30 protein-coding genes are annotated in these 23908 nt (G+C 70.2%); 17 read left to right on the top strand and 13 right to left on the bottom strand.

The genetic code is table 11. From position 1 onward, the window contains the following. Nucleotides 1-104: 104 nt before the first annotated feature. Nucleotides 105-470 carry a DsrE family protein gene (locus tag ACFHVL_RS23255; RefSeq protein ID WP_416630550.1) on the bottom strand — a complete coding sequence of 122 codons (366 nt, stop codon included), beginning with the start codon at nt 468-470 and terminating at the stop codon, nt 105-107. Between the two features lie 25 nt (nt 471-495). On the opposite strand from ACFHVL_RS23255, the gene mtfM reads away from it, so the two are divergent. From mtfM to ACFHVL_RS23225, 6 genes are all read left to right on the top strand, one after another. Continuing rightward, a complete protein-coding gene (gene mtfM, locus ACFHVL_RS23250) occupies nt 496-600 on the top strand; it encodes a small membrane protein MtfM (RefSeq protein WP_416630549.1) in 105 nt (34 codons plus the stop codon). Nucleotides 601-614: 14 nt separating this feature from the next. Further along, nucleotides 615-1244 (top strand): FABP family protein, encoded by a 630-nt coding sequence (locus ACFHVL_RS23245; RefSeq protein ID WP_416630548.1) that lies wholly within the window; start codon nt 615-617, stop codon nt 1242-1244. A 46-nt stretch (nt 1245-1290) separates the two neighbouring features. After that, on the top strand, nt 1291-1713 hold the full coding sequence (locus tag ACFHVL_RS23240) for a Fur family transcriptional regulator (RefSeq protein WP_326549645.1): 423 nt from the start codon (nt 1291-1293) through the stop codon (nt 1711-1713). Further along, complete coding sequence (locus ACFHVL_RS23235; RefSeq protein WP_416630547.1) at nt 1710-2801, top strand: YgfZ/GcvT domain-containing protein; 1092 nt, start codon at nt 1710-1712, stop codon at nt 2799-2801. The genes ACFHVL_RS23240 and ACFHVL_RS23235 overlap by 4 nt, the downstream gene beginning before the upstream one ends. A 120-nt stretch (nt 2802-2921) precedes the next feature. Beyond that, the gene (locus ACFHVL_RS23230; RefSeq protein WP_416630546.1) at nt 2922-3758 is read left to right on the top strand and encodes a 3-keto-5-aminohexanoate cleavage protein; all 837 of its coding nucleotides are present in this window, start codon (nt 2922-2924) and stop codon (nt 3756-3758) included. Further along, entirely contained in the window at nt 3755-4753 is a 999-nt protein-coding gene (locus tag ACFHVL_RS23225; RefSeq protein WP_416630545.1) for an asparaginase, read from the top strand. Before ACFHVL_RS23230 ends, ACFHVL_RS23225 begins: the two co-directional genes overlap by 4 nt. Before the next feature lie 38 nt (nt 4754-4791). Here ACFHVL_RS23225 and ACFHVL_RS23220 read toward each other — a convergent pair whose 3' ends face one another. Beyond that, complete coding sequence (locus ACFHVL_RS23220) at nt 4792-5601, bottom strand: alpha/beta fold hydrolase (RefSeq protein ID WP_416630544.1); 810 nt, start codon at nt 5599-5601, stop codon at nt 4792-4794. Between the two features lie 115 nt (nt 5602-5716). Here ACFHVL_RS23220 and ACFHVL_RS23215 point away from each other — a divergent pair, with 115 nt between their 5' ends. The 4 genes from ACFHVL_RS23215 (at nt 5717) to ACFHVL_RS23200 (ending at nt 8114) form a co-directional block, all read left to right on the top strand. After that, nucleotides 5717-6307, top strand: a complete 591-nt coding sequence (locus ACFHVL_RS23215) for a helix-turn-helix domain-containing protein (RefSeq protein WP_416630543.1) — start codon at nt 5717-5719, stop codon at nt 6305-6307. Next, a complete protein-coding gene (locus ACFHVL_RS23210) occupies nt 6304-6837 on the top strand; it encodes a hypothetical protein (protein WP_416630542.1) in 534 nt (177 codons plus the stop codon). Before ACFHVL_RS23215 ends, ACFHVL_RS23210 begins: the two co-directional genes overlap by 4 nt. A gap of 78 nt (nt 6838-6915) precedes the next feature. Continuing rightward, complete coding sequence (locus ACFHVL_RS23205) at nt 6916-7224, top strand: DUF2516 family protein (RefSeq protein ID WP_416630541.1); 309 nt, start codon at nt 6916-6918, stop codon at nt 7222-7224. After that, entirely contained in the window at nt 7221-8114 is an 894-nt protein-coding gene (locus tag ACFHVL_RS23200; RefSeq protein WP_416630540.1) for an alpha/beta fold hydrolase, read from the top strand. Before ACFHVL_RS23205 ends, ACFHVL_RS23200 begins: the two co-directional genes overlap by 4 nt. 12 nt (nt 8115-8126) lie before the next feature. On the opposite strand, the gene ACFHVL_RS23195 is transcribed toward ACFHVL_RS23200, so the two are convergent. Both ACFHVL_RS23195 and ACFHVL_RS23190 read right to left on the bottom strand, forming a co-directional pair. Beyond that, on the bottom strand, nt 8127-9473 hold the full coding sequence (locus ACFHVL_RS23195) for an MFS transporter (RefSeq protein ID WP_416630539.1): 1347 nt from the start codon (nt 9471-9473) through the stop codon (nt 8127-8129). After that, nucleotides 9470-10783: an FAD-dependent oxidoreductase gene (locus tag ACFHVL_RS23190; RefSeq protein ID WP_416630538.1), complete on the bottom strand. Its 1314-nt coding sequence runs from the start codon at nt 10781-10783 to the stop codon at nt 9470-9472. Before ACFHVL_RS23190 ends, ACFHVL_RS23195 begins: the two co-directional genes overlap by 4 nt. 85 nt (nt 10784-10868) lie before the next feature. Between ACFHVL_RS23190 and ACFHVL_RS23185 the strand changes: the two genes are divergently transcribed. After that, entirely contained in the window at nt 10869-11717 is an 849-nt protein-coding gene (locus ACFHVL_RS23185; protein ID WP_416630537.1) for an EI24 domain-containing protein, read from the top strand. A gap of 66 nt (nt 11718-11783) precedes the next feature. On the opposite strand, the gene ACFHVL_RS23180 is transcribed toward ACFHVL_RS23185, so the two are convergent. Next, on the bottom strand, nt 11784-12830 hold the full coding sequence (locus ACFHVL_RS23180; RefSeq protein ID WP_416630536.1) for a hemolysin family protein: 1047 nt from the start codon (nt 12828-12830) through the stop codon (nt 11784-11786). After that, nucleotides 12827-14206, bottom strand: a complete 1380-nt coding sequence (locus tag ACFHVL_RS23175; protein ID WP_416630583.1) for a hemolysin family protein — start codon at nt 14204-14206, stop codon at nt 12827-12829. Before ACFHVL_RS23175 ends, ACFHVL_RS23180 begins: the two co-directional genes overlap by 4 nt. Nucleotides 14207-14515: 309 nt before the next feature. Here ACFHVL_RS23175 and ACFHVL_RS23170 point away from each other — a divergent pair, with 309 nt between their 5' ends. From ACFHVL_RS23170 to ACFHVL_RS23155, 4 genes are all read left to right on the top strand, one after another. Next, on the top strand, nt 14516-15553 hold the full coding sequence (locus ACFHVL_RS23170; RefSeq protein ID WP_416630535.1) for a sporulation protein: 1038 nt from the start codon (nt 14516-14518) through the stop codon (nt 15551-15553). Nucleotides 15554-15623: 70 nt separating this feature from the next. Further along, nucleotides 15624-15848: a hypothetical protein gene (locus tag ACFHVL_RS23165; protein WP_416630534.1), complete on the top strand. Its 225-nt coding sequence runs from the start codon at nt 15624-15626 to the stop codon at nt 15846-15848. A 246-nt stretch (nt 15849-16094) separates the two neighbouring features. Further along, entirely contained in the window at nt 16095-17555 is a 1461-nt protein-coding gene (locus ACFHVL_RS23160; RefSeq protein ID WP_416630533.1) for a family 43 glycosylhydrolase, read from the top strand. A gap of 149 nt (nt 17556-17704) precedes the next feature. Then, a complete protein-coding gene (locus tag ACFHVL_RS23155; protein WP_416630532.1) occupies nt 17705-18274 on the top strand; it encodes an exonuclease in 570 nt (189 codons plus the stop codon). An 85-nt stretch (nt 18275-18359) separates the two neighbouring features. Here ACFHVL_RS23155 and ACFHVL_RS23150 read toward each other — a convergent pair whose 3' ends face one another. From ACFHVL_RS23150 to ACFHVL_RS23135, 4 genes are all read right to left on the bottom strand, one after another. Continuing rightward, nucleotides 18360-18806 carry a DUF3800 domain-containing protein gene (locus tag ACFHVL_RS23150; protein ID WP_416630531.1) on the bottom strand — a complete coding sequence of 149 codons (447 nt, stop codon included), beginning with the start codon at nt 18804-18806 and terminating at the stop codon, nt 18360-18362. A 102-nt stretch (nt 18807-18908) separates the two neighbouring features. Then, nucleotides 18909-19103, bottom strand: a complete 195-nt coding sequence (locus ACFHVL_RS23145; RefSeq protein WP_416630530.1) for a DUF3800 domain-containing protein — start codon at nt 19101-19103, stop codon at nt 18909-18911. Nucleotides 19104-19239: 136 nt separating this feature from the next. Further along, nucleotides 19240-20010: a hypothetical protein gene (locus tag ACFHVL_RS23140; RefSeq protein ID WP_416630529.1), complete on the bottom strand. Its 771-nt coding sequence runs from the start codon at nt 20008-20010 to the stop codon at nt 19240-19242. Next, the gene (locus tag ACFHVL_RS23135) at nt 20007-20384 is read right to left on the bottom strand and encodes a DivIVA domain-containing protein (protein WP_416630582.1); all 378 of its coding nucleotides are present in this window, start codon (nt 20382-20384) and stop codon (nt 20007-20009) included. The genes ACFHVL_RS23140 and ACFHVL_RS23135 overlap by 4 nt, the downstream gene beginning before the upstream one ends. A gap of 542 nt (nt 20385-20926) precedes the next feature. On the opposite strand from ACFHVL_RS23135, the gene ACFHVL_RS23130 reads away from it, so the two are divergent. Further along, on the top strand, nt 20927-21703 hold the full coding sequence (locus tag ACFHVL_RS23130) for a helix-turn-helix domain-containing protein (RefSeq protein ID WP_416630528.1): 777 nt from the start codon (nt 20927-20929) through the stop codon (nt 21701-21703). Beyond that, nucleotides 21694-21888, top strand: coding sequence for a DUF397 domain-containing protein (locus ACFHVL_RS23125; RefSeq protein ID WP_416630527.1), 195 nt, complete (start codon nt 21694-21696; stop codon nt 21886-21888). The genes ACFHVL_RS23130 and ACFHVL_RS23125 overlap by 10 nt, the downstream gene beginning before the upstream one ends. Nucleotides 21889-22415: 527 nt before the next feature. On the opposite strand, the gene ACFHVL_RS23120 is transcribed toward ACFHVL_RS23125, so the two are convergent. The 3 genes from ACFHVL_RS23120 to ACFHVL_RS23110 all read right to left on the bottom strand — a co-directional run. Beyond that, nucleotides 22416-22847, bottom strand: a complete 432-nt coding sequence (locus ACFHVL_RS23120) for an Imm1 family immunity protein (RefSeq protein ID WP_416630526.1) — start codon at nt 22845-22847, stop codon at nt 22416-22418. After that, nucleotides 22844-23491 carry a DddA-like double-stranded DNA deaminase toxin gene (locus ACFHVL_RS23115; protein ID WP_416630525.1) on the bottom strand — a complete coding sequence of 216 codons (648 nt, stop codon included), beginning with the start codon at nt 23489-23491 and terminating at the stop codon, nt 22844-22846. The genes ACFHVL_RS23120 and ACFHVL_RS23115 overlap by 4 nt, the downstream gene beginning before the upstream one ends. Nucleotides 23492-23497: 6 nt before the next feature. Then, nucleotides 23498-23908: transposase (locus ACFHVL_RS23110; protein WP_416630524.1), on the bottom strand; the 411-nt coding region annotated here is incomplete at its 5' end.

Below are 23908 nucleotides of genomic sequence, written 5' to 3'. Positions count from 1 at the left end.
TGACCGAACTCACGTCTCGCGACGATCTTGCGCTCATCGAGAGCTTTTGTCCGATCTGTCCATCGATAACTGCAAGATCGTCGTGATCATGGGTGGGGGTGGGTTCAGTAGACGAGGGCCTGGCTGTCGTCGGCCATGATCTCCTCGACGAAGACGGCCGCCCCGGCGATGCGTACGCCGGGCAGCACGTCGTCCGGGCCGATCCGGCGACGGGCGGCGCACTGCGTACAGACTGTCACCCTGCCCCCACTGGCCAGTACCGCGTCCAGCAGGTCAGGCAACGGGGCCGAGTGCGGCAGGTCGAACTCGGCGGCCCGGCCAGGCAGTCCGAACCAGGCCGATTCACCGGTCAGCCACAGCGACACCTCGATGCCGGCCGCAGCGGCGGTGCCCGCTACGGTGAACGCTTGGGCGCACCGCTCCGGCTCGTCCGAGCCGGCGGTCGCCTTCACGACGAGAATGCGAGCCATGCGGCCAGCATAGGATGACCTTGTCATGGTTACCGAGATCGGGTTCGTCAGCCTGCTGGTGGCGGGACTGGGCGCGCTCGCCGGTGGCCTGGTCTACCTCGCGGTCCGCATCTGCCGTGGACGCTGGTGAGAGGCGGAGAATCGATGAGCGCGAGCAGCGCCCCCGACGCGGGGCAGTCCGGCGCACCGGAGAGCCCACCCCGGCCGCCGTGGCTGGACGCTCCGCCGGTGGACCCGTATCCGTACGAGGAGAGCCACGACCTGCGCGTCGGCCCGAAGCTGCACCCGGCGCTGAATGCCCTGCTGCCCTACATCGGGGTGTGGCGCGGGCGCGGTGGTGGCACCTACCCGACCATCGAGAACTTCGACTATGCGCAGGAGATCCGGCTCAGCCACGACGGCCGGCCCTTCCTGCGGTACGAGTCGCGGGCCTGGCTGCTCGACGACGAGTCCCGCCCGGTACGCCCGGCGGGCCGCGAGGTCGGCTGGTGGCGGGCGGTGACCGACGCCGAAGGGCGGGCCACCGGTGAGCTGGAAGCGACGATGATGACCCCGACCGGGGTGATGGAGCTCTACCTGGGCCGGATCACCGGCGTGCGGGTCGAGTTGGCCACCGACGCCGTGGTGCGTACCGGCACCGCCAAGGAGGTCACCGCCGGGCACCGGCTGTTCGGCATCGTCGACGGTGCCCTGCTGTACGCGCAGGAGATGGCGGCGGTCGGCCAGCCACTGTCCCCGCACCTGTCGGCCCGGCTGATCCGGGTCGCGGGCTGACGTCGTGGACACGGCGGCCCGGTGTGACAGCGTTATGATGTGAACGGTGGCTGACTCTTCGCTGGCTGAGGTGCTGCGCTCGCGTGGGCTGCGGCTCACCGCACAGCGCCAGTTGATCCTGGAGGCGGTGCACGAGCTGGGGCACGCCACCCCGGAGCAGGTGCACAACGCGGTGCGTGAGGTCGCCGCCGGGGTCAACATCACCACCATCTACCGCACCTTGGAGCTGCTCGAAGAGCTGGGCCTGGTCACCCACGCCCACCTGTCGCACGGCTCACCGACCTTCCACCCGGTGACCGACGACCAGCACGTGCACCTGGTCTGCCGGTTCTGCAAGTCGGTCTCGGAGATGGACCCGGCGCTGGCCGAGCCGCTGATCGCCGCGTTGGCCAAGGAGCAGGGCTTCAAGGTCGACATCGGGCACATGGCCTTGTTCGGCACCTGCGAGCGCTGCGGAGACAAATCATGATGAATCTGCCTGGTGCGGTGGACATCGCCGCCGTTGTCCCCGGGTCCCGCGACGCCGGGGTGGCCGCCCACTACGGCGACCCGATGCGTGAGCAGCGCCGACTGGCCACCGAGGTCGGCCTGGTCGACCGGAGCAACCGTGGCGTGCTGGCGGTGCCGGGCGTGGAGCGGATCGGCTGGCTGCACACCCTGACCACCCAGCACCTGGCGACGTTGCGCGCCGGGCAGGGCACCGAGTTGCTGGTGCTCTCCCCGAACGGGCACGTCGAACAGCACGCCATGGTCGCCGAGGACGGTGCCACCACCTGGCTGGACACCGAGCCGCTGATGGCCGACGAGCTGCTGGCGTACCTGTTGAAGATGCGCTTCTTCGCCCAGGTCGACCCGGCGGTGGTGACCGCCGACTGGGCGCTGCTGTCGCTGGTCGGCCCGGGTGCGGTCGAGGCCGTCGGCCGGCTGGGCGTGACCGGGCTGGCCGAGCCGGACCTGCTCGCGGTGCCGGGCCCGAAGTTCGCCGCCGGGTCGCTGCCCGGCCGACCGACCACGCTGTACGCGGTGACGGCGCTGCCGGCCGACGGCCCGTACGCGGGTGGCTGGGCGCGGCGGGTGCCGCTCGGGGTCGACCTGTTGGTGCCCCGGGCCGCGATGCCGCAGCTGGTGGCCGCGTCGACCGGCGCGGGGATCACCCCGGCCGGTCTGTGGGCGTACGAGGCGGTCCGGGTCGAATCGCGTACCCCGAGGGTCGGTCTGGAGACCGATCACCGGGCCATCCCGGCGGAGGTCGGCCTGCTCGGGCCGGCGGTCCACCTGGACAAGGGCTGCTACCGGGGGCAGGAGACCGTCGCCCGGGTGCACAACCTGGGCCGACCGCCACGCCGGCTGGTGCTGCTGCACCTGGACGGGGTCGTCAGCGACACCCCGCCGGACGCCGGCACGCCGTTGACGCTCGACGGACGCGCGGTCGGCTTCGTCGGCACCGCGGTGCGCCACCACGAGCTCGGCATGGTCGCCCTCGCGGTGCTCAAGCGCAACGTGCCGGACGATGCCGAACTGCGCGCCGGCGAGTTCGTCGCGGCCATCGAGCCCTGACCATCACGTCCGGCGGCAACATCCCGTCCGACCGTGCGTCGGGCGCATCGGGCCTGGCCCTGATCGGCGCGGGGGCGGCTGGCCCTGATCTTGCGGCGTCCGATGTGCGAGGATCGCCGGATGACGACAACGACGTTGATCACGGTCGCCCCGACCGGCGCCGAGTCGGCCAAGAGCGAGGCGCCGGCCCTGCCGGTGACCCTCGACGAGCTGCTGCGTACGGCGATCGAATGCGAGGCGATCGGCGCCTCGGTGATCCACGTCCATGTCCGGGACGACGCTGCCGCTCCCACCCTCGACCAGGGTCGGCTGCGGGCCACCGTCGAGGCGCTGCGCGAGCGGACCGACCTGATCGTCCAGCTCTCCACCGGCGGCGCGGTCACCGACCCGGAAGCCGACCGGCTGGCCGTGCTCGACGCCGGCCCGGAGATGGCGTCCTGCACGATGGGCACCGTCAACTTCGGTGACGACGTGTTCCTCAACCGCTGGGAGTTCATCGTCGAGTTGCACACCCGGATGCAGGACCGGGGGATTGTGCCCGAGTACGAGATCTTCGATCTGGGGCAGCTCGCGGCGTTACGACGGCTGCTCGACCGCCACGGGCTGCCTGCTGGCGGGCACGTGCACGTCGATCTGGTGATGGGGGTGCCGGGCGGGATGCCGGGCACGGTGGCGGCGCTGGTCGCCTGCCGGCAGGCGATGCGGGACCTGCCGGCCGGCAGCACCTTCTCCGCGACCGGTATCGGCCGCGCCAGTCTGCCGGTGATGTTCGCGGCGCTGGCCGACGGCGGGCATCTGCGGGTCGGCATGGAGGACACCTTGAGTTACGCCAAGGGGCGCCCGGTGGAGTCGAACATGCAGTTGGTGGCGCGGGCGGTCAGCCTGGCGCAGTTGGCGCAGCGCCCGCCGGCCACTCCGGCCCAGGCGCGGGAACTGTTGGGGGTGGGGGCGAAGTGACCGGGTCCGGTGTGGTGACGGCCCGACCCCGATACGCCGGTGGGACGCCGTTGGTGGAGGTGGTCCGTTCCGGTTTCGCCGAGAGCCGGCACCTCGGCTCACTGGTGGCGCTCGACGGCGACGGCCGGGTACGCGAGCAGGTCGGCGACGTCACGTCGCCGGTGTTTCCCCGGTCGGCGAACAAGCCGCTGCAGGCCATCGGCATGCTCCGGGCCGGGCTGCGGCTGGCCGACCCGGCCGACCTGGCTCTGGTCTGTGCCAGCCACAGTGGCGAGGACTTCCATCTGGCCCGGGTCGCGGCGCTGCTGCGTAGCGTCGGGTTGACCGAAGCGGCGCTGCGGTGCCCCCCGGACCTGCCGGCCGGGGAAGCGGCGGCGGCCGCCGTACTGCGCACCGGCGGCGGTCCGAGCCGGTTGCAGATGAACTGCTCCGGCAAGCATGCCGGAATGCTGCTGACCTGCCGGGCCGCCGGCTGGTCGGCGGAGGAGTACTGGCATCCGGAGCACCCGCTACAGGAGCAGATCCGGGCCGCCGTCGAGGAGTTCGCCGGTGAGCCGGCCGGCGCTGTCGGGGTGGATGGCTGCGGTGCGCCGGTGCTGGCGTTGTCGCTCACGGCGGTGGCGCGGGCGTTCCTGCGGCTGGTGAACGGCACGCCCGGCTCGGTGGAACGGACCGTCGCCGACGCGATGCGGGCGCATCCGGAGCTGGTCGGCGGCACCGGCCGCGCGGACACCCGGTTGATGCGGGCGGTGCCGGGCCTGTTGGCGAAGGTCGGCGCGGAGGGCGTGTTGGCGGTGGCCGTGCCGGGGTTCGGAGCGGTCGCCGTCAAGATCGACGATGGGGCGATGCGGGCGACGGTGCCGCCGGTGGTGGCGGCGCTGCGCCGGCTCGGTGTCGGCGACGACGAATCGGCGCAGCCGGCCTTCACCGAGCTGGCCGGGCCACCGGTGGTCGGCGGCGGCCAGCCGGTCGGCATACTGCGCGCCCTGCGCTGAACCCGTGCCGAGCGGGTGCACCGCGCTGACCGCCGGGTTCAGTTCGTCTGGGTGGCCAGGAAGTCGCGTAGCGCTGCGTTGACCTCGTCGGGTCGTTCCAGCGGTAGCAGATGCGCCGCGCCGGGCACGTCGGGCAGCCGTCGGGCGAGTGGGATACCGGCGGCGAGCAGGTCGGCCAACGCCGGGATCTCGCCGACGTCGAGCGCGCCGGCACCGACCAGCACCGGTACGCCGATCTCGCCGAGCCGCCGCGCCGCCGGTGGGTCGAGTTCGTGCTGGGTGACGTCGCCGAGGGCGGCTTCGGCGGCGAGAGCACGCCGGTCCATCTCCCGGGCGAGGGCGAGTAGATCCGGGTCGACCTCGGCTGGCTGCCGGTGCGGACCGACGACCCAGAACCGGACCTCGGCGTCGGCCATCGCGTCCAGGTCCGTCCGGTCCACCTGCCCGACCAGGTCGTCCCAGAGCTGTTCGGCGTCGTCAGACCAGTCGTGGCCGCCGAGCGCGGAGCCGAACAGGGCCAGGGCCGTGACCCGGCCCGGGTGGGCGAGTGCCACGTCGAGCGCCACCGCGCCGCCGAACGAGCAGCCGACGAGCGCGGCGCGGGCGACTCCGAGCGAGTCCAGCAGCCCGATCACGTCGTCGTGGTGGGCGAACGGGGCCGCCGGCAGGTCCGATTCGCCGTACCCGCGCAGGTCCATGGCGATCAGCCGGTGCCGGTCGCGCAGCGCGGCGAGCTGCGCCCGCCACATCCGGCGATCGGCGATGCCGGCATGGATCAGCAGTACGGGTGGCCCGTCGCCGGTCTCGTCGTAGCTGATCGTCGCGTCGCCTACTCGGATCGATGCCATCGTTCGGTGAGCCTAGCGGTGGACGACGGAGCCGGGCGCCCGAGATCCGGGTGACGCCGCTAACTTTCGCAAGCATTCGCTAGCAGTTGCAAGCGGATGGGGCTACCGTCGAGCCATGGCCACACCGAAGGACCTGCCTCGCGACATCGGGGGTTTCATCCGCGACCTGCGGCACAACGCCCGCATCTCGCTGCGGCAACTCGCCGAGCAGACCGGCGTGAGCAACCCCTATCTCAGCCAGGTCGAGCGTGGCCTGCGCAAGCCCAGCGCCGAGGTGCTGCAGCAACTCGCCAGCGCCCTACGGGTCTCCACCCCGGTGATGTACCTGCGGGCCGGGCTGCTCGACGACAAGGACGGCCAGGGTGTCCTGGCCTCCATCGCCGCCGATACCGAGCTGACGATGGCGCAGAAGCAGTCGCTGAGCCAGATCTACGAGACGTTCCGCCGGGAGAACTCGCGGCACGCCGAGCCGGACACGAGCACCCAGGCCGGCCCTGACGACAAGGCGGGTCCCGAGGCCGCCGCCGAGCGGGCCGAGGAGCAGACCCTGCAGTCGGTCGCGGTTGCCGAGGCCGGCGCGGCGCCCGCTCCGGCCGCCGAGAAGCAGCCGGCGGATCCGCCGAAGAAGACCACCTCCCGGCGTCGTGCGCCCCGCGCCGGAACAACCGATCAGGCCGCCGCGACGGCCAAGAAGGAGAAGCCATGAGCGAGCCGAAGACCAAGCGAATCCCCGCCCCGCTGTACGCCGTCGCCGGCGTCGGTGACCTGGCGTACCAGCAGCTGCGCAAGCTGCCGGAGACCGTGACCGAGCTGACCGGAAAGGCGACCGGCACCACCGCCGAGCTGCGTACCAAGGCCGTGCAGACCACCGCTGAGCTGCGTGAGCGCGCCAACAGCGGTACCGAGTTGGAGCGGCTGCGGGCCGTGGCGCTGCGCAACCGCGACGCGGTGGTGGCCGGGGCGCACTCCGCCGGTCAGCGCGCGGTGGCGATCTACGGCTCCCTGGTCGCGCACGGCGAGCGGGTCGTCGGCACCGGCGTGGTCCGTGCGGCCGACACGGTCAACGCCGACATGGAGGCCACCGAGGCCCCGGCCCAGGTCGCCGCCGTGCCACAGCCGACCCCGGCGGCAGCCGCACCTGCGGCGACCGACGAGGCCGAGTCCCCGGCAGCGACCGGGACCCCGGCGACGGTCGACGGAGCCAAGCCGGCCAAGCGCAACCGTCCCGCCAAGTAGTCCGTCCCGCCAAGTAGGCCAGCCCGCGGCCCGGATGCAGGTGGCACGCATCCGGGCCGCGCGGCTTAAGCTTTGGACATGGACCTTGCCGCGCCACAGTTCTACGTCGAAGTCCAGTACGTCCTCAACCTGGTGGTGTTCGTCTTCGCACTCGTGGTTCAGGGTGTCGCGCTGGTGCACTGCGTCACCCAGAAGGGCGAGGCGTTTCCGGCGATCGGCACCCTGCCCAAGGGTGCCTGGCTTGCCATCCTCGGCGTCTGCCTGTTGCTCACCCTGCTGTTCCAGATCAGCCTCTTCGGGCTGATCGGGATCGCCGCCGGGCTGATCTATCTGCTCGATGTACGGGTCGGGCTGCGGGACATAACCGACGGCAGAGGCTCCTGGTGAGAGACTTCCGCTGGCCGCCGCCACCGGACGGCGGTCCGCGTACCTACGGGCCCGGCCCATCCGCCCCCCGCACCGGCCGCCCGGCGCTGCCCGACCCGGAGACCGAGGTCGTCGCCACCCCGCACGGCGTTGAGCTGGAGCGGCTGGTCACCGGAGCGGGCGAGCCGGCCACCGTCTTCGCCCACGGGCTGGCCCACGGCATCGCCACCACCCGGCCGCTGGGCAGCGGCGTCGCCGGGCGCAAGGTGTTCTTCCAGTTCCGTGGACACGGGCGGTCCGCCGTCCCGGCCGGTCCGTGGGGCTACCCCGACCTGGCCCGGGATCTGCGGGCCATCGCCGACCTCGCCGGAGCCAGCCGGGCCGTGGGCATGAGCCTCGGGGCGGGTGCCCTGGCCCGGTTGCTCACCGACAGCCCGCAGCGGTTCGAGCGGATGGTGTTCTTCCTGCCGGCGGCCTTCGACACCGGCCGCCCGTCGGCCGCCCGGCAACGCGTCGCCGAGCTGGTCACCGCCGTCAACGAAGGCGACGTGTCCGGGGTGGCCGAGGTGATCGCCGCGGAAACCCCGATGCAGGTGCGTAACACCCCCGGTGCCTGGGCCTACCTGCGTACCCGGATCGACCAGCTGCTCCGCGACGGCCTGGCCACCGAGTTGGTCGACCTCGCCGAGGCGGCGCCGGTGCCGGATCCGGCGGCGCTGCGCGCGGTCACCGCCCGGGTCCTGGTGATCGGCTGTCTCGGCGACGACCAGCACCCGGTCGAGGCGGCCGAGCGCCTCGCCGCCGCCATCCCCGGGGCGGCCCTGCACGTCTACGACCGACCGGGCGTGCTCTGGAACCACCGCACCGACCTGCGGCAACGTGTCTCCGGTTTTCTCAACGACCCGGCCTAGAACCGATCCGGCCTAGAACCGATCCGGCCCGGCCGCGGCGTCACCAGTCGGCCTGCCCACGGCGGCCACCGCCAGCGCGGCGACCACGCAGCAGGCGGCTACCGTCGCCCAGACCACCGGGTAACTGCCGGTGGCCTCGCGTAGCAACGCGGCCCCGAGCGGGGCCAGCGCGGTCACCAGGGTTATCGGCACGACCAGCACCGCCGAGATGGTGGCGAACCCGGTGGTGCCGAACAGTTCGCTGAGCAGGGTCGGTCGGGCTATGGTCGCCACCCCGAAGCCGAGTCCGAAGCAGACGATGCCGGCGATCGCGCCGGGCACCCCGGCGGCGACCGCCGGCAGCACGCCGGCCGCCACCGCCTGCAGGGCGAACACGCTGGCGGTGACCGTGGTCGGGGTCCGCCAACGTTGCAGAGCGGTCACCATGATCCGCCCGGCGACCGACAGCACGCCGAGCAGTCCGGTGAGGCTCGCCGCGAACGTGGCGCTGTGCCCTACGTACTGCAGGTAGCTGACCAGGTGGATGGTGACGGTGACCAGCCCGGCGGCGTGGGCGACGAACGCGGTCGCCAGCAGCCAGAACCGGCGGTCCCGGACCGCCCGATGCAGCGCCGCCCGACCCGGATCCGGTGCCTGAGCCGGATCCGCCGACCGCCGCCGGCTGCGCGTTCGCTCTGTCCGCGCCGTCGGTTGGACCGCCGGCCGGGTCGTGCTGGCGTACGGCGGGTGCCGGATCACCGCGGCGTGCAACGGTACGGTGAGGGCGCCGTACACGGCGGCCAGGGCCAGCGCGGTGACCCGCCAGCCGTACCGGTCGACCAGCAACCCGGTCAACGGCAGGAAGATCGTGCTGGCGAAGCCGGCCACCAGCGTCACGGCCAGCAGGGCGGTGGACCGACGGGCGGCGTCGAACCAGCTGACCACCACGGCGAAGGCCGACTCGTAGAGCACCAGGGCGCCCACCGCGCCGATCCCCGTCCACACCAGATACAGCCCGATCAGCGTGTCGACCTGGGAGAAGCCGGCCAGCAGCAGAGTGCCGGCGATCGATCCGACGGTCATCGACCCCCGCCCGCCGTGTCGGTCCAGCCAACGACCGACCGGTACCGCGAGTGCGGCACCGGCCAGCACCGACGTGGTGAACGCGCCGGTCGCCTGGATCTGGGTGACGCCGAGGCCGGCGGCTACCGCCGGCAGGAAGACCGGGAACGAGTAGTAGAGGGTGCCGTAACCGACCGTCTGCGTGACCGCCAGCGCCGCCACGATCCACCAGGCCCGGCGGTACGGGGACCGGCCGGTGCCGCCGGGCTGGGTCGGCGGCACCGATGTGGCGGCGTCGGCGCTGGTGGTGGCGGTCAACCGCAGCAGCCGCCGGACCCGGCCGGCTGGGCCGCCGCAGCGGACTGCGGGTCGTCGTCGACCCGATCATCGGTGAGCGTCACCGAGCAGACGCCGGTCTCCGGCAGGTCGAGTTGGACGTCCCGGGCGGAGGTCCAGTCGCCGGCCAGCGCCGCCGCGATCGAGCGGACCTGCTCGTAGCCGGTGGCCATCAGGAACGTCGGCGCCCGGCCGTAGCTCTTCATCCCGACCGGGTAGTAGCCGGGCTCCGGCTGGGTCAGTTCGTCCACGCCGTGCGGCCGTACGGTGCCGCAGGAGTGCTCGTTCGGGTCGATCAGCGGGGCGAGTACCCGGCTGCAGCCCAGCGCCGGGTCCAGGTCCAGTCGTAGCTCGTCGGCGATCCGGTGGTCGGGCCGGAAGCCGGTGGCCGACACGATCCGGTCGGCGGTCAGCGTACGGCCGTCGGTGGCGACCAGTTCGACGCCGGTGTCGTCGACGGTCCGTACGGCGTGTACACCGAACCCGGTGACCAGCTCGACGCGGCCGGAATCGACCAGCAGCCGCAGTCCGGTGCCGAGCTCGCCGCGACCGGGCAGCGCGTCGGCGTCGCCGCCGCCGACCGCACGGTCGATGGTGCTGCCCCGGGTGACCCAGGTGATCCGGGTGTCCGGCTCCTGCCCGGCCAGCTCGGCGAGGGCCAGCAGGGTGTTGGCGGCGGAGTGGCCGGCGCCGACGACGATGGTGTGCCGGCCGGCGTGGTCGACCCGGTCGGCACCGAGCACGTCCGGCAGGGCGGCACTGACCAGGTGGGCGGCCTGCGATTCGCCGTGGGCGGGCAGCCCGTTGGCACCGAGGACGTTCGGGGTGTCCCAGGTGCCGGAGGAGTCGAGGACGGCGCTGGCGCTGATCTCCGTACCGTCGGCGAGCCGGACCACGAACGGAGCCTGCTCCCGGCCGGCGGTGCGGATCCGGTCGATGCCGGCGCGGCCGAGTGCGACGACCCGGGCGCCGTAGCGAATCCGGTCGGCGAGGTCGGGTAGCTTCGCCAGTGGTTCGAGGTAGTCGCCGACGAGTTCGGCGCCGGTCGGCAGACGGTCGGGGTCGGGCGTGGCCCAGCCGGCGGCGTCGAGGAGTCGGCGGGCGGCGGCGTCGATGTTGTACCGCCAGGGGGAGAAGAGCCGGACGTGGCCCCACTGGCTGACCGCCGCGCCTGCGTGGGCACCGGCCTCGAGCACCAGGAACGGCAGTTGGCGCTCGTGTAGTTGGGCGGCGGCGGCCAGGCCGACCGGTCCGGCGCCGATGACGACGACCGGCAGTTTCTCGTTGATCATGGACCCCTCCGTAGCGGTGCTCGTTGTCTTGATGATTGTCGAACCAGCACCACGATGCCGGTTGATTCGACAACAGTCAAGTTCGATGTTCATCGAATCAGGCCGGGTTGGTGGACACGTACTAGGCTTCCGCTTCGTGGCAGGACAAGACGGCGTGATTCGCTCGTTCGTCGATGGGGTGCGGCTCTTCCTGCGCGGTTTCGCCGCGTACGCCCGTAACCCGAAGATGGTGCTCCTCGGCCTGATCCCGGCGGTGATCTCCGGGAGCCTGTTCGTCGGTGCCTTCATCGCCTGGGTCAACGTCGTGGTCGACGTAGCCGGCTGGCTCACCCCGTTCGCCGACGGCTGGTCACCAGGCCTGCAGGACGCGGTACGCGGCACCACCGCCATCGGTCTGCTGGCCCTCGGCGGACTGCTCGGCGTGCTCACCTTCACCGCCGTCACCCTGCTCATCGGGGACCCGTTCTACGAAAAGATCTCCGAGTGGGTCGAGGAACGCCACGGCGGCGTACCGGGCGGGGTCGACGTGCCGTGGTGGCGATCGCTGTGGCACAGTCTGCTCGACTCGTCCCGGCTCATCGCGTTCGGCATCGCCATCGGCGTCCCGCTGTTCGTCCTCGGGTTCATCCCGATCGTCGGGCAGACCGTCGTGCCGGTGCTGGCCGCCGTGTTCGGCGGCTGGCGGCTCGCCCTGGAACTTGTCGGCTCCGCCTTCTACCGCCGCGGGCTGCGGCTGCCCGACCGCCGGGTCGCGTTGCGCGCCAACCGCTCGAAGGCGCTCGGCTTCGGCGTCGCCGTCTTCTGCTGCTGTCTCATCCCGTTCGGCGCGGTACTGATCATGCCGGCGGCGGTGGCCGGCGCGACCCTGCTGGCCCGGCAGTCCCTCGGTCAACCGACCGAGGGACTGCCGTCGGCACCTGTCGCGGTGACCTAGGCACGGCATCAGCGCCGCGCCTGTCGCGCCACCAGCGCCCGACCTATCGCGGAGTCGGCGTCCGACCTATCGCGTGGCGGTCTGGGTGGCGTCGCGAACCTCGCCGACCAGCTCCTCGATCACGTCCTCCAAAGCGGCCAGCCCGGTCAACCGTCCGTCAGCGTCGATCACCCGGGCCAGGTGGGCGCCCTGCTGCTGCATCGTGGTGAGGGTGTCCCGCAGCGGCTGACCGGCCGGCACGGTAGCCAGCGGCCGGATCAGGTGGGCGTCCACCGGCTGGTCCCGCTCCTGCTCCGGCAGGCCGAGCAGATCCTTGACGTGTACGTACCCGGCCACCTCGGAGTCGGTGCCGAGGACCGGAAACCGTGAGTAGCCGGTGTCGGCGCAGCGCTGCTCCAACTCGACCGGAGTGGCCGTGGCGGACACGGTGACCAGCGACTCCAGCGGGATGGCCACCTGGGCGGTGGGATGGTCGCTGAACGCCAGCGCACCGGTCAGCAACCGGTGCTCGTGCTCGTCGATCAGGCCCTCGCGGCGGGACTGGGCGATGAACCCAGCGACCTCCTCCCGGGTGAACGCCGAGGTCACCTCGTCCTTGGGCTGCACTCGCAGCAGCCGTAGCACGATGTTCGCCAGCTGGTTGAGCAGCCAGATCAGTGGCCGCAGCACGGTGACGACGCCGTACAGCGGTGGACCCAGGGCGAGCGCGGAGCGTTCCGGCCCGGCCAGGGCGATGTTCTTCGGCACCATCTCGCCGATCACCATGTGCAGGAAGACCACGACGGCCAGGGCGATGGCGAACGCGATCGGATGCACCAGCGCTTCCGGCACCCCGAGCGCGGCGAAGCCGGGTTCGATCAGGTGGGCCACCGCGGGCTCACCGATGGCACCGAGGCCGAGGGAGCAGACGGTGATGCCGAGCTGGGCGCCGGCCATCATCAACGACACGCGCTCCATCGCCCGCAGGGTGATGCGGGCCAGCCAGGAACCGGCGGCGGCCCGTGGTTCGATCTGGGTGCGTCGAGCCGAGATCAACGCGAACTCGGCACCGACGAAGAAGGCATTGCCGGCGAGCAGCAGCACGCCGACCAGGATGGCGACTCCGTCGCTCACGAGGACGCTCCATGGGAACGGGCGGCGGCGACCGCGGCGTCGGCACGGCGTAGCAGCAGCCGGTCGACCCGGCGGCCGTCGATCCGGGTCACGGTCAGTTCCACCGGTACGGGGGTCGGCAGACCGTCCGCGTCCGGGTGTTCCCGGTCGTCGGCGGTGACGGTGACGATGTCGCCGACCCTCGGTAGCCGGCCGAGTTCCTCGATGATGACGCCGCCGAGCGTGTCGGAGGTCCGCCCCTCCGGCAGGTCCAGGCCGGTCAGCCGGGCGGCCTCGTCCGGTCGCAGCAGGCCGGAGAGCTGCCAGGAACCGTCGGCGGCCTGCTGGTGCCGGCCGGTGGGCCGGTCCTGCTCGTCGGCGATCTCGCCGACGATCTCCTCGACCAGATCCTCCAGAGTGACGATGCCGGCGGTCCCGCCGTACTCGTCGATCACCACCGCCATCTGCAGTCCGCGGCTGCGCAGCGTGGCGAGCAGCGGATCCAGTTCAACGGTCTCCGGCACCTCGGGCAACTCCACCATCACAGACTCGACGTTCTGGGCGTCCCGGCGGCCGGGTGGGACAGCGAGGGCGTGCTTGAAGTGGACCACCCCGAGGACCTCGTCGACTCCGGACCCGATGACCGGGAAACGGGCGTGGCCGGTTGTCGCGGCCAGGCGCAGTACCTCGGCGACGGATGAGTCGGCGGCGACGAATCGTACCCGTGGTCTGGGGGTCATCACGTCGGCGGCGGTCCGCTCGCCGAAGTCGATCGACCGGGAGACCAGCTCGGCGGTCTCGGCGTCCAGGGTGCCTTCCTCCCCGGATCGGCTGACCAGCGAGGCCAGCTCCTGCGGCGATCGGGCGGAGGCGAGTTCCTCGGTCGGTTCGATGCCGAATCCGCGCAGGATCCGGTTCGCGGTGCCGTTGAGGAACCGGATCAGCGGGCCGGCCACGGTGGTGAAGCGGCGCTGTGCGCCGGCGACGACCCGCCCGACGCGTAGCGGTTCGGCGATGGCCCAGTTCTTTGGCACCAACTCCCCGAGAATCATCTGGAAACCGGTGGCAAGGATGAGCGCCAGGGTCAACGAGACCGCGGTGGCCGCTCCGTCGGGGAGGCCGGCGAGCCCGAGTGGGCCGCGTAGCAGGGTGGCCAGCGACGGCTCGGCCAGGAAGCCGACCAGCAGGCTGGTCACCGTGATGCCCAGTTGGGCGCCGGACAACTGGGTCGACAGCGTACGTAGTGCGCGCAGCAGGCTGGCCGACCGACGATCGCCAGCGGCCGCCTGCCGTTCCACGGTCGCGCGGTCGACCGTGACGAAGGCGAACTCCGCTGCCACGAAGAGGGCGTTGGCGGCGATCAACAGCACTGCGGCGCCGAGCAGGACCCATTCCATCACCGCCTCGCCGCTCCCTCGGGGGCGACGGGGCGGCCAAGACTATGGGGGTCGCTGTCATTCGACATGCCGTCAGCATAGTCAGGCCGGAGGGCGGGCAAGCTGCGAGTTGGCTGAGAGAAGTCTCGAAGAGTATTCGCGATATAACTTTGCGTAGTTGATATCTGGTGTTCAGGGTCCTCCCAGAAATCGCCTCTAACATGGCGAGCGTCCGAATTCCTATTTAGACGGCCAGTGATCGTGTTGTTCCACAACACCTTTGGCTCGTTGTCGGAGTACTCGCAGCTGCGATCGCAGGGGAGAAGCCAGGTGGTCTTCAAACGGATGCTCGGTGCCTTCGGAGTCGGCGGGCCCAGCGTCGACGCCGAACTGTCCAACCCGAACACCCGGCCCGGCCTGACCCTGGCCGGTCAGGTCAACCTCACCGGCGGGAACTTCGACACCGAGATCGACCAGGTGGTGGTCGGGCTGGTCACCCACGTCGAGGTCGAGGGCGGGGAAGGTGAACACTCCGCCGGGGTCGAGTTCCATCAGGTGTACGTCGCCGGGGCCCTGCAGTTGCCGGCGGGCCAGCAACTCGCCCTGCCGTTCCAGGTCGCGCTGCCCTGGGAGACCCCGGTGACCCACGTCTACGGTCAGCCGTTGCCCGGCATGACCATGGGCCTGCGTACCTCGGTGTCCGCGCGTGGGTCGGCCGACCCCGGCGACCTCGACCCGGTGGCGGTCCATCCGCTGCCGGTGCAGGAGCGGATCCTCGAGGCGTTCGGCACGCTCGGCTTCCAGTTCATCGGCGCCGACCTGGAGTACGGGCAGCTGGCCGGGCTGCCGCAGACGCTGCCGTTCTATCAGGAGATCGAGTACGTCGCCCCGCCGCAGTACCCGGGCGTACGCCAGGTCGAGCTGACCTTCCTCGCCGACCCGTACGGGATGACCGTGGTTCTGGAGTTCGATCGGCAGGCGGGGTTGTTCGCCCCCGGCCACGACTCCTACGGCCACTATCGCGTCGAGCACGGCGCCGCCGAGAGCCTGGACTGGACGAGCCACGTCGACGGCTGGATCCGCCAGGCACTCGACCAGCGACAGACGATGCTCGGCGGCGGCGTTGGCTACCCGCCCCCCGGCTACGGCGTCCCGGCCGGCTACGGCACCCCGGGTCCGTACGGACCCGGCCACCACCAGGAGCATGAGGGCCGCGGCCCGGGGATGGGCGGCGTGATCGCCGGTGCGGTCGGCGGCGCCGCGCTGGGCTTCGGCGCCGGGATGCTCGCCGAGCAGGCGGTCGACGCGTTCGGCGACGACGACAGCGCGGTGGCCGAGGGCGACGAGGAAGAGTTCGACGAGGAGTAGCCTCCCCCCACGACCTGGCCGGCCCGACCCGGGCCGTGCCACGACCCCGAACAGAAGGAGAAGACACCCGATGCCGGTCACCGCTGACCTCACGACCCTGGTCGACAAGGCCTACCAGGACAAGTCCCTGGCCGAGATCGTCGACGCTCCGGTCGCCGCCCTGAAGGGCGTCAGCGACAGCGATGCCAAGCTGCTCAAGGACGCGTTCGGCGTGGTCACCGTCGGTGACCTCGGCCGCAACCCGTACTTCCGGACCGCGCAGGCGTTGGTGAGCCTGACCGACGGCGCCAAGTAGTTCGACGGCGGGCGGCGGGCCGGCCGGGGCGCTACGCCCCGGCCGGCCCGCCTCGTTTCGTGCAGGTGTCGAAGAGATGTCGGACAACCCTTGACCCCGGTCGATGTTAACGCGAACATTGCTGTGCGAACCGGGGCCGCGTCGCGTCCGACCGGCACAGCCCTGCCCGTCCATCGAAAGGCAGCGTCGATGCACCGAACGAGACCGGTGACGAGGCAGCTGGCGACAGCCGTCATCCTGGCCACCGTGGCGACGACCATCGTGACTACCCCGGCCAGCGCGCAGCCCCCGGCGTCAGTACAACCCACGGCGTCAGCGGACCCCGCCGCGTCAGCGGACACCGTGACGGCGTCGAACCTCTCCGCCACGGCGCAGTTCACCAACCCGATCGCCGAGCAGCGCGCCGACCCGCACGTCTACCGGCACACCGACGGCTACTACTACTTCATCGCCACCGTTCCCGAGTACGACCGGATCGTGATGCGCCGGGCCACCACCCTGCAAGGTCTGTCCACCGCCACCGAGCGGGTGATCTGGCGCAAACACTCGACCGGCGAGATGGGCGCGCACATCTGGGCACCGGAGATCCACTTCATCGACGGCAAGTGGTACATCCACTTCGCCGCCGGCCGGGCCGAGGACATCTGGGCCATCCGCCCGTACGTGCTGGAATCCTCCGCCGCCAACCCGCTCGACGGCCCGTGGATCGAACGCGGCCAGATCCAGCCACCGCGCCCCGGCTTCTCGCTCGACGCCACCACCTTCGTCCACAACGGAGTCCGCTACCTGGCCTGGGCCGAGTACGTCGGCAACAACTCCAACATCTACCTGGCCCGGATGACCAACCCGTGGACCTACACCGGCACCCCGGTCATGATCAGCACCCCGACGCATGCCTGGGAGACCCGCGGCTACCGGGTCAACGAAGGCCCGGCGGTGATCATCCGTAACGGCCGGATCTTCATGACCTACTCGGCCAGCGCCACCGACGCCAACTACGCCGTCGGGCTGCTCACCGCGTCAACCAGCAGCAACCTGCTGAACGCGGCATCCTGGACCAAGAGCCCGAACCCGGTGCTGGCCAGCAACAGCCGGACCGGCCAGTGGGGGCCGGGGCACAACTCGTTCACCGTCGCCGAGGACGGCAGCGACGTGATCGTCTACCACTCGCGCAACTACGAGCGGTACCTCGGCAACGGCTACGACCCACTGAACGACCCGAACCGGCGTACCCGGGTGCAGAAGATCTACTGGAACGCCGACGGCACCCCCAACTTCGGCGTACCGGTGCCGGACGGCATCACCCCCATCCGGCTCGCCGCCCACGACCAGCCCGACCGCTACCTGCGACACTGGGAGTACCGGGTCAGGCTCGAACCGAACGTGACGAACCTGGCCGACTCGCAGTTCCGGGTCGTCACCGGGCTGGCCAACTCGGCCGGCATCTCGTTGGAGTCGACCAACTTCCCCGGCTACTACCTGCGGCACCGCAACCATCAGCTGTGGGTGGAGGCCAACGACGGTTCGGCACTGTTCCGGCAGGACGCCACCTTCATGGCGCGCGCCGGGCTGGCCGACGCCGGCAAACTCTCCCTGGAATCGGTCAACTTCCCCGGCCAGTACGTCCGGCACCGCGACGGCCTGCTCTACCTGGAAGCCGTACCGGACGCCGCCGGCCGGGCCTCGGCCACCTTCGCCGTCAGCTGACCCGGCTGCCCGCACCGAGCGGCAAGCCCTCGCCGAGCGGCAAGCCCGTCATCGAGTGGAGCCGGACATACGTAATCGCTGGCGCATAACGTATGTTCGGCTCCACTCGATGACGACGCGACAACGCCGGCTGCCGTACGGTGCAGGGTGTGGCACAAGCGGAGATCTACGTCAGCACGGACGTCGAGGCCGACGGACCCATTCCCGGACCGCACTCGATGCTGAGCTTCGCCTCGGCGGCCTACACCGCCGGCAAGGAGTTGGTCGGCACGTTCAGCGCCAACCTCGTCACCCTGCCGGACGCCAGCGGCGCTCCGCAGACGATGGCGTGGTGGGAGGCGCACCCGGAGGCGTGGGCGGCGTGCCGGGCCGACCAGGAGGAGCCGGCGGCCGCGATGGCCCGCTACATCGAGTGGCTGGCCCAGTTGCCGGGGCGGCCCGTGTTCATCGGCTACCCGGCGGCGTACGACTTCATGTTCGTCTACTGGTACCTGATCCGCTTCACCGGAGCGAGTCCGTTCTCCCACTCGGCGCTGGACGTCAAGACGTACGCGATGGCGATGCTGGGCACCGGCTACCGGACGACATCGAAGCGGACCATGCCCCGCGAATGGTTCGACGACCTCCCGCACAACCACGTCGCCCTCGACGACGCGATCGAGCAGGGCGCACTGTTCTGCGCCATGCTCGCCGCCAACCCCGCAGCGGGATCTCGATGAGCTGGCAGGAGCAGGTGCGGCTCTGCTAGAGGCGGCTCAGCTTCGCTTCGGCCTCGTGTGTGCGTCCTTGTCCTGGAACAGCCGATCAATCCGGAAGAGCTCGCTGCCGCCACCCAACGCGGGACTTGGCCGGACGACCGAGGCATGGCCGGCAACCACAGGTGCCGCCAACGAAGTACGGCGTGAAATGTACCGCACCGTGCAGGCTGTCGCCGTCGGAGTCGAATGCGCTCCAGATATTCTCGGCATAGTCGACTCCTTGTCGATCCGGGTCGTAATGCCGGTAGAGCGCATAGGAGACCAGGTCAGCAGCTTGGATCAGCCGGGAGGCGCGTGAGTCGGCGAAGAGAGGAACGTCCGCGAGGTTGCGTAGCTGGCCGACGGTTCCTGCTGCCTTACGCCACTCCTTCGTCCAGTCTTGAATGTCGCGCTCAGCAACGACCCTCCGGTCGTGGATGACAAGGCCGCGGTTGTCGAGAGCAGAGTGGGAGCGGATGCGTTTCAACATTACATCAAACTTGTTGAGTAGCACCTCGTATGCGAACCGTTCTCGCTCGAACGTCGTCCACTCCGGATGGAAGTTTCGGTCGACGAAGGCCCACGGGCTGGGGACCGCCTTGCTTCCGTCTTTTGGTTAATTGGCGTTGCGGATCTCGGCCGCATGGAGTTCGTACTCCTCGACCTGCCCGATGCTGAAGTGCTGCTGAACGCAAGTGTCGAGCGCGCGTTGCAAGGACTGCGCATCCTGTTCGTGCACCGCCAGCCCGCCGATGACAAGTGCATGACTGCCGCCATGCGTCCCAGACTCGTCGGCAAAGAGAAGATACAATCGGATTCTCCTGAATGTCGAAGGACCCCATCGCGCACGATGGGGTCCTCGAACGAAGGCAGTCGGGCTAGCGTGCAGGCACCACGTTGGCAGTCCTGCTGGCTAGACGGCACCGCGTCGGCAGTCCTCCCGACCATCAATCATGGTGTGCCGGCTCGGCGGCATCGTCAAGCCGATTCGTGACAAAAAGTAACGGTGACGTTGCTGGTACTGGGATGGGGGTACCCGGGTCGGCGGGGATCAGGTCGCCGAGGGCGTCGGGCAGCGAGCCAAAGCAGTCGGCGACCGCCCGCTCGACGGTGGCGGCTGAGCGGAGACCGCCGAGCTCGATGCCGCCGACGGTGACGGTCAGGCCGAGGCGGAGCGCCACGGCGATCACGGTCGCCGGTGACGGTGGGTGGGTGCCGCCCGGTGGTGCGGGTGTCCGGCCGAGCCACAGCCGCCACGGGTCGATCGACTCGGCGGCGATCGCCTGGGCTTCCAAGGCGTACCGATGGTTGGCGGGCAGGTCGGGCCGCCACGGTGTCGGCAGTTGCAGCCAGGGGGCGAGCACCGGATCGTCCGGGGCCTGCGGGTCGTAGAGCTGGGCGATGCCGGCCGCTGCCGCCAACTCGCCGAGCAGCCCGGCCAGGTCGAGGCACCAGAAGTCGCCGCACCCGGTCGGCGTCGGGGTTACCGTGCCGGGCACCACGCTCGCCGAGGCGACCGCGCCGGTGTCGACGTTGGCGACGCTGAGCACCAGCTGGGCGCGTCGCCGACTGAACCCGTCGCAGTGGCCGCAGGGCCGGCCGTCCGCGCCGCTGGCCGCCGTGCCCCGGCATTCGCCGCAGTCGACGACGACAGCGGCGGCGGGCGGTGCGGGCACGGGCGCGGCGGGGTGCGGGACGGCGGCGTACGGGTCTGTCACCGGTAGCCCGACGGCGTGACCTTCGCGGCGTGGCTGCTCTGCCAGCGGCGCAGCGCGTCCTTGATCCGGTCGTTCTGCTCCCAGGTGCGCTCCAACTCGGCGTAGACGATGCCCAGGTCGTGGGCGACCCGGTCGAGGAACGCGGCGACGTCGGCCGGGTCGAGCCCACCCCGACCGGTGATGCCGCTGACCGGGCGGAACTGGTGGCTGCGGACCTGCCAGGGCCGGATCGGCCGGTACGCCGCCGGCCGCTGGTTACGGCTGCTACTGGGGTTGCGGTACACGCCGTTGCCGCCGGGCCACTGGTGTGGTGGGGTCGACGCCATCCGGCGTCGTTGCCACCGGACGCGCCACCGTCGCCACAGTTCTCGCATCACATTTCCTTCCTCGGACATCGGAGATCGGAATTCGGACATCTGGCGTCTGTGGAAGGGGTGGCCCTGTCGATTGCCGTCCGGCAGGGCCACCCCGCCCCAATCACCGCAGCCTTCCTCGGCGGTACGGCAACCAGGGCAGTCATCGATTTCACGACACAGCAATTGGTTAGCTGATTGGCCCGGGGCGCGTGCGTACTCCATTTCGGTGGTGCTGGCGGGAACGCGGTGTCGGCCGCGTCTCGGCCACCTGTCAGTGCCGGACAAGCCCTGGCACGGGGGTTCCCGGGCTGCTCCGGTCGTTGACGGGGTGGCCGGCGAAAGGAGTTCTCGCACGCGCCCCGGGGGCTTCGCGTGACTCCTCGCTCAGTCGTAGCCGAGCATGCCGGTGCCGCGATTGCTGATCATGAAAGTCCTCCGTGGATCTTGTTATTGAAATCTCCTACCTCTCCACCCTGGACTATCCAGCCCTTGCAATGGAAGATATCCGGGTCGGAGTGATGTCGGAGAGTTCACTACGGATCTGACAAGGCGGGCGGATAATGATCGACTTGCAGGAGACCATTCGCAAGGAGCGGACCACGCGCGGGCTGTCGCAGGAGCAGCTCGGCGGGCTGATCGGGGTGAGCGCCTCCACGATCGGCAGCTACGAGTCGGGGCGGCTGATCCCGGTGCGGGCCCTGGCCAAGGCGCTGGACGGCGTCTTCGAGACCAGCGAGCGGGTCCAGCGGTTGGCGGCGCAGGCGCGCGGGCTGTCGATCGCCCCGTTCCTGCGGTCGTGGGCCGAGAACGAAGCACAGGCGAGCATCCTGCGCTACTTCGAACTGTCCGTCGTGCCTGGCCTGTTGCAGACCGAGGCGTACGCCCGGCATGTGCTCACCGACATCGGCCCGGTCGACGACGTCGAGACGGCGCTGGCCAACCGGCTGACCCGTCAGGAGGTGCTCACCCGGGCAGAGAATCCGGCGCACTTCGTCGCGGTGCTCGACCGGTCGGTGCTGCACCGGCAGGTCGGCTCGCCGGACGTGATGGTGGAGCAGTTGACCGCGCTCGCCGCCGCCTGCGACCGGCCCAACGTGAACGTGCATGTCGTGCCGGCGACCGCCGGGGCGTACGCCGGGCTCAACGGTCCGTTCGTGCTCGGCACGGTGCACGATCGGAGGGTGGGCTACCTGGACACCCACTTCGGCGGCGAGCTCATCGACGACCCGCAACGGGTGCGGCGGCTCGAACAGGTGTGGGAAGATGTCCGCAGCCACGCCCTGCCCATCGCGGAGTCCCGCGAGATGATCGAGAAAGCGGCGCTGACATGGAGCTGAGCGGCACCCCTCGTTTTCGTAAATCGACCAGGTCCAATGGTGCCGGCGGCGCGTGTGTCGAGGTTGCCGACAACCTGCCCGGCGCGGTGTTGGTGCGTGACAGCAAGGACCAGACCGGCCCGGTGCTGACCTTCGCCCCCACCGCCTGGTCCACCTTCGTCACCCACCTCCCCACCCACCTCTGAGCCCGTGATTGCCCGCTCGAGATTCCGTCTCGATCCCGAGCGGCTGGTGTGCAGGGGCTGGCTGTAAACCACTACTGGTTGACAAGCCGTCCAACGAGTGAGATTATCGGCCTGCGTGATCGTGGATCGTTTAACGATTCGTGATCGCGACGGCACCCTCGCCTCAAGCGTCAACTTGAAACGAGGGCAGGTCCGGCGAATAGTTACGCCGAGCCGCCGCTCCAGGAAGTTAGAGCTTCCAGGAGCCGCACCGCCAGGCTGAGCAGTCTCAACGCGAGATCTGCCGCACCGCTGACCCGTCGGTTGAGCCTCCTCGGATCATTCTCCGACGGGTCGCCTTGTGCTTGTGTAGGCATACGCGTTCACCTCCCTCCGCGCCGAGGCGGCGACTTGCCAGCCTCGGTGCGCAAGGAGGTGGGCATCCTCACTGCACAGTCCTACTCGAACGGACTCTAGCGCATGCCGTCGCAGCGACAGATTCGGGGTGGTACTACCTCATTGACATGGGCCGTTGGGTAGCAGGCGGCTTAGCTGATCGCTGGTGCTGGTTGCCAGGACAAGCGGGTCGGTCGCCTGCCCGTGGCGATGAAGTCGCGTACTGCCTGCCAGGCTGCGGCAGGGGTGACCCGCAGTTCGTCCGGCTCGGGGAAGACTGGTTGACCGCCGTAGTCGAAACGGAGCCCGGCCGGGCCGGGGTCGAGGCCGGGCTCGTATCCGTACCCGCCGCCGTCGCCCATCCAACGCACGAACCCTCGGTCTGGGTGGCCGATCCCGACTTCGAGGGAATCAGGAAAGTCGTCGTCGAATGGCGAAAGGTGCTCGCTGCCCGCTGGTAGGACCGTCACCACCACTGGGAGGGACGCAACCGAAGCCGTCGCCGCCTCGTCGAGTGCTGCGTCGACTTCCGCGACTGAGGAAACGACGCGGTTGTTACCTGTCCAAATGATGCGGTAGGTCATCTTCTGATCGCCTTCCCGGTGCCGTGGTAGGTGCTGTGTAGACGGGCCCCACCCTCCTCGACTACGTACACGGTAAGCCGTGAGCCGGCAGGGATGATGTGTGGGAGGAGCTGGTGACAGCCGAACGGCCGGTCGTCACAGGGAGGCTTGTTGATGACGAGTGTGACGTCTCGTGGTCCGTCCTCGGCCCGCATCCGTGCCGCCACGTGCCCTTCGACGTGATCGGTGACCGTGACTGGCAAACCACCGCCGCGCACCGGACGTAGCCCGAGTCCAGCCGACTTGATCCGGCCGCTGATGAACGGGACGTCGTCCAATTGCCTACGGTCGGCAGCGAAGGCATAGCCTTGGACGTTGTCACCCTGGCGCCAGGGTGCAAGGCGGTCGCCCAGGCGGACGACGTCCGTTGGCGCGGATGGTGGTATATCAGGCGCGGTCGGAGATTGTGCTGACCCTGCCGCAGGGATCGAGCCCGTCAGCGTTACCCCGAGCGCGGCTGCAAACTCCGTCAATCCCGCCAGCGCCGCGGTGAGCAACTGATCCACTTCCCGGAGGCGATCGGCTGCCGTGGTTTGCCTGCGCAGTGTTTCACCGACGAGTTGGTCACGGCCCCGGCGTTGTTCCTCTATGTCTGATTTGATCACCGTTTGTTAGATGTCGTAGACGGCGAAGGTGTCGGCGCGGTCGTGGAGGTCACGGCGGGCGTGGGCGATGTTGGCGCGTCCGGCGAGGCGGAAGGTGTTCAGGGCCAGGTTGCGCATGGCGGCCACGTTGCGGGGAGCCGCACCCGTCCTGAGCTGGGAGTCGTCCTCGTTGAAGGTGACGTCACGGGTCCAGTGCAGGCGGGTTTCCACCGACCAGTGTCCTCTGACGTAGGCGTTGAGGTGCTGTGGTCCGGCCTGGGTGGCGTCGAGGCTGACGATGCCGTGGATGATCTGTTTGCTGGTGCGGATCCCGTCGAGTCCGCCGGTGTCGCGGCGTAGTCGGAAGACCTGGCGGGCTCCGGGGAACAGGGTGTCGTCGCAGCCGGTGACGCGGATCGTGCGGCGTTCGGCGCGTCC

The sequence above is a fragment of the Micromonospora sp. LOL_023 genome (assembly GCF_048060115.1).
In the GTDB taxonomy this organism is placed as follows: Bacteria; Actinomycetota; Actinomycetes; order Mycobacteriales; family Micromonosporaceae; genus Micromonospora_E.
Note: the sequence above shows the minus strand (reverse complement) of the source record. Positions and strands in the feature narration are given on the sequence as shown.